The organism is Candidatus Sarmatiella mevalonica, from assembly GCF_016751895.1.
Classification (GTDB): Bacteria; Pseudomonadota; Alphaproteobacteria; order Rickettsiales; family Rickettsiaceae; genus Sarmatiella; species Sarmatiella mevalonica.
The window spans coordinates 1-2,018 of sequence record NZ_JACVVM010000113.1 but is presented as its reverse complement, the minus strand read 5'-3'; the positions used below and the strand labels follow the sequence as shown (position 1 = coordinate 2,018).

Genomic DNA, 2,018 nt, shown 5'->3' with positions numbered 1-2,018 from the left:
CTTGTTTGGTAAGAATATTTGTCATACCAACTATTCACATCTTGCATAATGATAAATTTTTAGATAAGAAACGAATTCAACAATTAGTATCTATGGAAGTATTTAATATATTTTCAAATATATTTTAACAAAAAATATACTAAAAAAATATACTAAAATTTGTAACTACACAATAGCATATGCAATTTCTAATTGCAAAATTTAATAAAAAAATGAAACACTATAACTCATTAGCTAACAAACACCGCCCCCGCAAATTACAAGAGCTGATGGGGCAGGCATATTTAGTGAAAATTCTGAATCAATCCTTCAAGAATAATAAAATTGCAAACACTTATCTTTTTTGCGGATCTTATGGCGTGGGCAAAACTAGCATCGCCAGAATTATCGCAAAAATCGTAAACTGCACTCAGCCACAGCTTGAAGATGAGTTTATTACGCCTTGCGATAATTGCCAGAATTGCCTTGCATCTTGCTCTCATCCTGATGTGCTAGAAATAGATGCAGCGAGCAAAACTGGTGTTGATGATATGCGGCAAATTATTGAGCTTAGCGAATATGTACCAATCTTAGGAAAGTATAAGCTTTTTATTATCGACGAAGTGCACATGCTCTCCAAAAACGCCTTTAATGCTTTATTAAAAATTATGGAGGAGCCACCTCCTCGCGTTATTTTTATCTTCGCTACCACGCAAGAAGAGAAGATTCCAGAAACGATAGTATCTAGATGTCATAGATATTCCTTGCGACCAATTCAACAAAAAGAAATATTATCATTGCTGCGTAATGTTGCTCAGGCTGAGGGGATGAGCGTGGAGGAGGATACTCTACAAGTTATCTGCTCTAAAGCCAAAGGATCAGCCAGAGATGCAATTATGCTATTAGATCAATTAGTATATTGCGCCGGCATTACTAAGCACGAAGAAGTATTAAAAATCTTGGGCATTAGCTCTACGCAAACTGCCTTAAATCTTATAGAGTTTATTTTACAAAATGATAGTGCACGTGCTATCGCTCTTATAGAAGCTCTGCATGAAGACTACACCGACTTTGGGCATTTTACTGCTGTGATAGTAGATACTTTGCTGAACTTAATTAAAATCAAAACCATCCCAGGCTATGAGCCAAGCGGTGGTTCTGAGCCTTACATGCGTGATGGCATTAGTAGTGCTTCGTTGAGTTCGCTATCTTTAATACTACAAACCTTTAATAAACAAGATGTAGAAAATAATAGTTTATTTGATTCATTTTTGAATATACAAGTGGTTGTGTTGAAAGCTATTTATGCTCGCTCTTTAGATGGCGCTATAACGCAAACAAATGCTGGGAGCTATTTGAACAAATCAAAGTTCATGGAGTTTTTATATACCCTCATTATGGATGAAGAGAAAAAAACTCACTACTTTTTGATGCATGAGTGTGAAATTATCGAATTTAATAATCAGGAATTAAAATTAGCTACCACTAAGGATGATAAACAGATGGTAATTAAATTGCAGGCTGCGCTGGCTAAGTGGAGCGGTAGAGAGTATAGGGTAGAAATAATGCGAGTAGAACATATAGAATGTAGTTTATATAACGCGATACAAACTCAGGTGCAGAAAAGCGACTTATGGCAAACGATAAAACAAAATTTTAGTAGCGCGCAAATTGTTGATCTAATACAGGAATAAATTGACCTCTTGCGCAACTCGCGCTAGGTCAATAGACCCGTTGCATAAGTAAAATTTTAAGAGATAAGTTTCAAGGGAGGGTATGGATTTATTTATAAATTGTAGTATGGAGTTATCAAACTTTTAATACATTAGACCTGTTGCGTAAGTGAGAATATATCGCATAATGATAGAAAGAGGTCTTGATTTTTTCAAGACAGAAGGTATATATGCAGTTTATTTCAACACAAAACTACTCCATATAGCTAAGACAGTATAAAAAGATCACGAGATATAGAGTTGAAAAAGCTGATCAATTGAGCAAGCGAGAGTTTTTCTTATTTGTTTAGACTGAGCCCATTTTTT

General features: G+C 35.0%; 1 protein-coding gene. It reads left to right on the top strand.

From position 1 onward, the window contains the following. Positions 1 to 179: 179 nt before the first annotated feature. Positions 180 to 1,673, top strand: coding sequence for a DNA polymerase III subunit gamma/tau (gene dnaX / locus Sarmat_RS06620; protein ID WP_202149960.1), 1,494 nt, complete (start codon positions 180 to 182; stop codon positions 1,671 to 1,673). The last annotated feature ends 345 nt before the right edge of the window (positions 1,674 to 2,018 follow it).